Below are 7137 nucleotides of genomic sequence, written 5' to 3' on the forward strand. Positions count from 1 at the left end.
GAACTACCTTGCCAACTCAGGCTGCGCGTTCGACTAAACCTGAAATGCTCTAGCCGCGACACTAAACCCAAGTGCAAGGATGGTATTTCAGGCCACGGCGAGAGGGTACCGACCTTCCCCCATTGTCAAAGCAGTTTGCTCAGATAGTCCCGGATAAAAGGAGGGAGGTCGTCCATTCCCAGCAGCACGAGTGGATCGACGAATCGCGCATCCACAATCTCCCGATTGTCGATGCGGATTGGTGGTTCGGCCCGAAGGTACAACTCGAAGATATGTACGTGATCGCGTCGGTGATCCCAATCCACAACCATGTCCCTGGCGAACACGAGGTCATCGGGGCTGACCGTTAGCCCAAGCTCCTCGGCGAGTTCGCGCCGAGCCGCGTCCCTGGGGGCCTCGTTCCGGTGTATCCCGCCTCCGGGCCATGAAAGGTTCGAGCGGTAGGATTGCTGAACGACAAGGATGCGACCGCCAAGCCAGATTGCCACCACGGCACCGTCATGATCTGGGCGACGCAGCCGCCACCAGAGCCGGGCTGCGTGGAAGCCGACCTTGTAGGCAACTCGCCAAGGCCAATGCCACATCGCAGGGGCGACCTCCAATTCGACGACGCAGAGTGGTGAGCAATGGCCTTCGGAACAGCAGCAGAAAAGGCGCCATTAGGATATCCTGCAAGGGCCGCCTCCTCGCGGAGTTGATACCTGACGGCGACATAGCGGACGTAAGTTGAGACATGCCGAATATAGCAGTTATTCATGTCGCTGCCGCTGTACCTCTGCCGCATGCGGTTCACCTCCTAGACCTTTCCCATGGCACTCTGGGCGGCCGGTTCGGCACGACTCTTGAAGCCTTTCGCCGCGTCGCACGGGATGTTGCTAAAGATGGCTGGGCTGCCTCGGCCATCCACGAGCCGGGCCGCAAAACCAGCTACGTTTTCCGCTGCGCCTGCCCGATGGCGTCTTTGCGCTTCTCAGTCCTTGCCGTGGCCATCACCGCTGGGTCCGTTACTTAGTCGCAATAGAAGACCCTCCAGTGACAGCCGATGCCGCTGGTTTGGGCGTACGCGCCTGCTGGCAAAGGCTGCCAGGACGAGCAGCGCAGCGTGCTATGGCCCCCTTGGGGTGCCCGCTAGGCCAAGGGCGGCAACGACCTTATGTCCCAGTCCCACCCAGGGCGGCATCCGGCACAGCGCCCAAATGGGCATCATGCAGCGCACCGCGTGCCGCAGCGTCTCGGGCGCAACCGGCTTGACGACGTAGTGCTCGCGCGGGCTGAGCAGGCGTCCATCGAGCGCGTCGGGATGGCAGGTCATGTACACCACACCGACCTCCGGCCAGCGCCGCAACACCTCCGCTCCGAGGCTCAGGCCGTCCAAACCGGGGCCGAGGTGGAGACCGGTCACGACCACAAACGGTGGCCCGCTAGCGGCGGCAGCTTCCTCAGCTAGAGCCAGCGCGGCCTCGGCAGTGGCGGCCTCCTCGATCCGGAAGCCCGCCTTTCGTAGATCGCACGCCACTGCCTCACGGATCAGCGGCTCGTCCTCAACGACCAGCACGTCCATCGGCCGTTCCCCCCCTGGCGATCGGGAGCCCAGGCCCGCATTCGCGGATCGCGGGTATCTGGGCGCGTAGACCGGCCAAACAGGCGAACGGTACGAGAGTTCATTCGCCCGACAGACGGGGCGCTCCGGTGGCGGAAGGCGCCCTCCTTCTGCTGGAGCGAATATGCCAGGATGCGCGCCCCGGCCTCGCGCGAGATGGCGGAGTTGAACCGAGAGTTCCACCGGATGCTCGCCGAGGAGGAGGAATGCTGATGATTGGGAAAGGGGCGTGCCCACGCTCCCTCCCGATTTTACGCTAACTGGTCCGGCGCTACCGCTTACCGCTCATCAGTGAGCCGAGGTCCGGAATCAGACTGCTGCACGTCCTCAAGAAGGTCAGCCGTTGCCACGCCCCCCCTCAAGTGGGACGACGATATGGCATACGAGGCCCGAGGGATGCCACGTCCTTTGAACCGTCCCGTGCAGTTGCTTCCGGACGGTTCCGTCCAGCACCCGCGACCCGAAGCCGCTATGCTTCGGCGCGCTGTCGATCGGCGGGCCGCCCTGTTCGACCCAACGGATGTGGAGGTCGCCGCCCTCGATCCACCACGCGACCGCCACCGTCCCGGTCTCGACGGAGAGCGCCCCGTGCTTGGCTGAGTTGGTGGCCAGTTCATGCACGGCCATGGCCAAAGGCTGGGAGGCGATCGCCGACAGCCTGACGGGAGGGCCATCGAAGGAGGCACGCGTGGCGACGAAGGGGGTGAGTTCGCCGCGAATCATGTCATGCAAGTGGACGCCCTCCCACTGCTGGCTAGCCAGCAGGGTGTGGGCGCGTGCCAGGGCGGCTACCCGTCCCTCGACAGTCTTGATGAAGCTCGGGATGTCCTCCGCCCGGGTGAGCCGGATCATCGACTGCACGACGGCCAGAGCGTTCTTGGCTCGGTGGTCGATCTCGCGCAGCAGGAGGATGCGCTTCTCCTCCGCGGCCCGGCGTTCGGTCGTGTTGAGGAACAGCAGCGCGAAGCGGCCCGGCTCGGCGCGGTAGACGGCCACCTCGAACCATCGGCCGAGGGTCGCGGAGTACTCCTCGAAGTGAGCCGACACCCCAGTCTCCACTACGCGAGCGAACGCCTCGATCCAGTGCCGCTCGATGCCAGGGATGACCTCACTGATCAGGCGGCCGGTGGCTTCTTGGTTCGGGATGCCGGTCATCCTCTCCCAGGCGCCGTTCACCTCAATGTATTGAAAATCGACTGGCTCGCCCGCGTTGTCGTAGACCATCTCCCCGAGGGCGAACCCCTCCTGCATGACCTGAAACAGATTGCGCCAGCGGGCCTCGCCGTCGCGGAGGGACCGTTCCGCGATCACCTGCCCGGTCGTCTCGGTCACGGCGCAGTACATGCCTCGTATGTTGCTGCGCCTGTCGTAGACCGGCGAATAGGAGAAGGTGAACCACGTCTCCTCGTCGGAGCCGTTGCGGCGCATCGTTAGGGGCAGGTTCTCGCCGTAGGTCGTCTCCCCCGCCATGGCGCGATTGACCAGCGGCCCGATGTCGCCCCAAATGTCGTCCCAAACCACCCGAAAGGGGGTCCCTAGCGCACCAGGGTGCTTGGCGCTGAGGATTTCCGCGTAGGCGTCGTTGTATAGGAACACGAGGTCCGGCCCCCAGGCGACGAACATGGGAATCCGAGATTGCAGGATGAGATTTACGACCGAGCGGAGAGTGCCCGGCCACGTCTCGGGCTGGCCGAGCGACGAGGCCGACCAGTCGTGCTCCCGCATGAGGGCTCCCATCGCACCACCGCCGATCGGGAAAGCCCGGGGTTCGGTGCGCTTGCTCAGGTGACGGCCCTTTCAGACCAGCGTGATAAGACATTCGAGGGCATACAATCCGCGCCGTAGCGCTGGGAGAGGGTGTAAATTACCGTCAGCAGCAAAGCCGTCGTTCGCATGGGACCGCGGCGGGGCTTGTCGCATGGTGGCTGGTATCTGCCATAAACTAACTGGGGATAAGAGGCCAATATCCGCAACCTAGACTAGCTTTTTCGGAGAGCGTTCCCGGCGGCCATAGGGAGCGGAGACACTCGTCGAACCGGATATTATGAACGCCGCAGGTGGCTTGCGCCTGCCGAGCAGGCGGATGGGCCGGTCACCCATGTGGGGATTCGGGTCCGGGAAGGTGACCACCACAGCGGTGCCCTGGCCTCCCCGTCCGACCTTCGTCTCTGCCTCGCCCCTCACCTGCTTGGCGAACATCTCGACCAGACGCAGCCCGAGCGAGCCCGTACGGCGCTCCACGGGCATACCCACGCCGTCGTCCTCGACCAGCAGCCGCATCATCCCGCCGCCGTTGGCGCGCAACTCGACGCGGACCCGCCCCTCGCGCCGCTCGGGGAAGGCGTGCTTGAGCGCGTTGGTCACCGCCTCGCCGACGATCAGGCCGAGGGGAACCACGAGGTCCGGACTCCACAGCGCCTCGTCCTCGGCGTCCAAAACGACCGCGACCCGCCCGCCTGAGGGTGACAAGCTCTCCTCCATCTCCCGGCAGAGGCGGCGCAGGTAGTCGGGGCAGTCGATCACGTCAGGGCAGCCGCTCCGGTAGGTCAGCAGCACATGGACCTCGCCCACACGCTTGAGCCGCCCCATGGCGGCCTCCAAGGCGTCGCGGCAGGCCGGACTATCGACATGGCGTGCCTGAAGGCCCAGCAGCGAGACCGCGAGTTGCAGGGCGTTTTTGGTGCGGTGGTTGACCTCGCGGATCAGGAAGTCGCGGTAGCGGATCTCCTCCTGGCCCTGAGCCAGGGCGTCGCGCAGCGTGGCCTCGGTCCGTTGCCGTCGCGCGACCTCTTCTTGCAGGCGTGCGTTGACCTCCTGAAGGCGCCCCGTCCGAGTGGCGACGCGCCGGGCCAGCGTCTCCTTGGCCTCGCGCAGTTCACGCTCCTGCACCATGCGATGGTTGACATCGAGAAAGGAGGCAAAGTGCTGGACAACCCGGCCAGCCTCGACCACCGGACTGACGAACAACGATACCCAAACTTGCCGCCCCTCCCTGGCACGAAACGGCACATCTTCAATAAAAGTTTGCCGTGCGGCCATGGCTGCCTCAACCCGCGCCGCCACCTCCGGGTCGGCATGCGCGCCAACGAGGAAGAAGTAGTTCTGGCCTAACACCTCCTCTCGCTCGTAGCCGCACAGTTCGAGAAAAGCGGCGTTGGCGTAGATGATCGGGTTGCCGGTCACTCTGGGATCGGTGACCGCCATTGGCATCCGTGTAGCCTCGACCGCTGCTACAAAGAGGCCGCCGCGGGCTTCGACATTGCGCACATCACTCTCGGCCGCGGCTTGGCCTTCGCGGTTCCGGGGCTGGCCGGTGACGGACATTGGCACTTCTCCTCTACCGCGTTTCCGCCCCAATCTCAGCCAGAGCCACGCCCGGCCTTCCTTGTGCCGGGGCGCCCCGGGCGGCAGAGATTGCTGGATGTGCATCGGTCCAGCAACCCCGTCGCACTCTATACCGGCTATGGTCGCGTGAGGGTTCCGGTGCTGGTGCCAATCTCTCGGGCAGACGGCCCAAGCCACGCTTGGTCCGCCCTTCAAGCTGCTGCAAGCGATCGCCGCGGAGGAAATCGGTTGAAGAACTTAGCCGCCCTGCGAACCGCAACGCTTGCTACGCTTAGGCGGGCGTGCCTACGATCCTCGGTGGCGCGTCGCGCGCCGAGAGAGGCATTATCGATGCCCGCCATACTACCACACAATGAGAAGTCGGGGGCCACCTGAGGATCAGGGGGTGCCGACTACGACCTGATCAGCGAGGCCATCGCCGACAGCACCGAGCACCTGCTCAACCGTCTCGGCGTACAGCCGGGCGAACGCGCCCTCGATCTCGCCACCGGCTGGACGGCGCGGCGGCTGGCGCAGAAGAGCGCGAAGGTGACCGGGCTCGACATTGACGAGGGCGTGGTCGAGGCGGCTAAGCACCTCGCCCAGCGAGCCAACCTCAACATCGAGTTCGCGGTCGGCGACGCCGAGCAGACCGGCCTGCCTTTCGGCGCCATCGACGTGATCACCTCCACGGCGGGCGTGATGTTCGCCAGCCGCCCCGAGGCGGTGGCCGGGGAGTTGGCCCGTCTCTGCCGTCCCGGTGGGCGCATCGGCCTGACGAGGTGGCTTCCCGGCGGCACGATCGACGGCTTGTTCCAAGTGATGAGTACCTTCATGCTGCCGCCGAGCCCCGCTCCCCTGTCGCCTTTCGCGTGGGGCAGGCCCGAACGTGTTGCCCAGCTTTTGGGCGGCGACTTCCACCTGCGCTTCGAGCCCGGGACGATGGTGCTGCGCATCCCGACCGGCGAGCATGTCTGGAAGGTGTTCAGCGAGGGCTACGGCCCGACGAAAATGCTGCACCGGAACACCGACCGGAAGGACGACCTCCGCCCCGACTTCATCGCCTTCCACCACGCGCATCAGACGGAACACGGCATCGCCATGCCGCGCGACTACCTTGTGGTAATCGGCACGGGGCGCTGAGCACGCCGCGGCGAGGAGAACGGTCGAACCCGACGCCACCCTCGTCCCAGCGAGGTGAGAAAGAGGGTGCGGGCGATGAGGATCATCACGGCCCTCCCGCAGGGATCGTTGCTAAGGCGACCGCAGCCAGACGGGCTCACTCCATCAGCCGGTCCACACGCCCAAGCGCCTATGCGGGATCGTAACGCCGACCTTCCGGGCCACCACCTTGAAGTTGACGGGCAGCCCCGTGCCGGGTGACGGACTCGCGGGCAGGTCGGCCCGCTTGGCCCGGTTGAGGATGCGCTCCATCATGCCCAGCATGCGCCGCGCCGCTTCCAGCAGGCTCGTCCCGGAGGCGAGCAGCGGTTCGTGCGTCGCCCTGTCCCGGGCAACATCGTTAGCAGCCAGTCCGCCGTCGCTAGGTGTGCAGGCCCGCCAGCTTACCCGCCTGAAGCCGCTACCAATCCGGCAATTAGCCTTTCCTGCCTTGCACGAAAGCCTGCGAAGTCTTCCGGGGTTGTCCACCAGGGCAGAGCGCCATGCTCGTGAAAAGCCTCGACCAAATCCGGGCTTTCCAAAGCTTGCCGCGTTAGTCGGCCAAGGCGCTCAACCAGCCGCAGCGGCAGCCCCGCCGGACCAACCAAGCCGCCCCAGGAGGTGATTTCAAACTCTGGGTAAAACTCAGCCATGGCAGGAACCTCTGGCATCGCCGGGCTGCGCCCCGCACCTGTGACAGCGAGCGCCCTTACCGCTTGCTCGCGCACACCGACGATTACAGTCGAGGCGTTATGGATCATGAGGTGGACCCGTCCGTGCAGGAGGTCGATGATTGCGTTTCCACCGGCGCGATAAGGAATTGGTGTGATGTCAACTTTGGCTACTCGTTTGAAAAGTTCTATCGCTAGGTGCGGAGTCGTGCCGGGCTCAGCAGAAGCATAGGCATACCGCCCCGGGTTCCGCCGTAGCAGTTCGACCAGTTCGGACACGCTCCGCACCGGCAGGCCACGATCGCAGATCAGAATGTTCGGAACACGCTAGCCTGACCTATTCACCGGTGTCTGCTTGAGCGGGCCCTTTCGGGCTGATCT

Annotated in this window: 7 protein-coding genes; 1 reads left to right on the forward strand and 6 read right to left on the reverse strand. The window is 65.1% G+C overall.

Annotated features, from left to right (window positions below; all coding sequences use genetic code 11):
- Positions 1-125 precede the first annotated feature (125 nt).
- The 4 genes from AC5JJ6_RS34105 to AC5JJ6_RS34120 all read right to left on the reverse strand — a co-directional run bounded on the left by AC5JJ6_RS34105 (position 126) and on the right by AC5JJ6_RS34120 (position 4924).
- Positions 126-584: an NUDIX hydrolase gene (locus tag AC5JJ6_RS34105; RefSeq protein WP_496046303.1), complete on the reverse strand. Its 459-nt coding sequence runs from the start codon at positions 582-584 to the stop codon at positions 126-128.
- Between the two features lie 521 nt (positions 585-1105).
- Positions 1106-1561 carry a response regulator gene (locus AC5JJ6_RS34110; protein WP_496046304.1) on the reverse strand — a complete coding sequence of 152 codons (456 nt, stop codon included), beginning with the start codon at positions 1559-1561 and terminating at the stop codon, positions 1106-1108.
- A 375-nt stretch (positions 1562-1936) separates the two neighbouring features.
- Positions 1937-3337, reverse strand: coding sequence for an HWE histidine kinase domain-containing protein (locus AC5JJ6_RS34115; RefSeq protein ID WP_496046305.1), 1401 nt, complete (start codon positions 3335-3337; stop codon positions 1937-1939).
- Positions 3338-3574: 237 nt separating this feature from the next.
- Positions 3575-4924: a sensor histidine kinase gene (locus AC5JJ6_RS34120; RefSeq protein WP_496046306.1), complete on the reverse strand. Its 1350-nt coding sequence runs from the start codon at positions 4922-4924 to the stop codon at positions 3575-3577.
- Between the two features lie 456 nt (positions 4925-5380).
- Between AC5JJ6_RS34120 and AC5JJ6_RS34125 the strand changes: the two genes are divergently transcribed.
- Positions 5381-6067 (forward strand): class I SAM-dependent methyltransferase, encoded by a 687-nt coding sequence (locus AC5JJ6_RS34125; RefSeq protein WP_496046308.1) that lies wholly within the window; start codon positions 5381-5383, stop codon positions 6065-6067.
- A gap of 144 nt (positions 6068-6211) precedes the next feature.
- Here AC5JJ6_RS34125 and AC5JJ6_RS34130 read toward each other — a convergent pair whose 3' ends face one another.
- Entirely contained in the window at positions 6212-6370 is a 159-nt protein-coding gene (locus AC5JJ6_RS34130) for a hypothetical protein (protein WP_496046307.1), read from the reverse strand.
- A gap of 119 nt (positions 6371-6489) precedes the next feature.
- Entirely contained in the window at positions 6490-7071 is a 582-nt protein-coding gene (locus tag AC5JJ6_RS34135; protein ID WP_496046309.1) for a tripartite tricarboxylate transporter substrate-binding protein, read from the reverse strand.
- Positions 7072-7137: the final 66 nt, after the last annotated feature.

Source organism: Skermanella sp. (assembly GCF_059503625.1).

Bases quoted from the DNA above. Each gene is read 5' to 3' on its own strand.
- AC5JJ6_RS34105 (WP_496046303.1), bottom strand. From the start codon at position 584: ATGTGGCATTGGCCTTGGCGAGTTGCCTACAAGGTCGGCTTCCACGCA.
- AC5JJ6_RS34110 (WP_496046304.1), bottom strand. From the start codon at position 1,561: ATGGACGTGCTGGTCGTTGAGGACGAGCCGCTGATCCGTGAGGCAGTG.
- AC5JJ6_RS34115 (WP_496046305.1), bottom strand. From the start codon at position 3,337: ATGGGAGCCCTCATGCGGGAGCACGACTGGTCGGCCTCGTCGCTCGGC.
- AC5JJ6_RS34120 (WP_496046306.1), bottom strand. From the start codon at position 4,924: ATGTCCGTCACCGGCCAGCCCCGGAACCGCGAAGGCCAAGCCGCGGCC.
- AC5JJ6_RS34130 (WP_496046307.1), bottom strand. From the start codon at position 6,370: ATGCTGGGCATGATGGAGCGCATCCTCAACCGGGCCAAGCGGGCCGAC.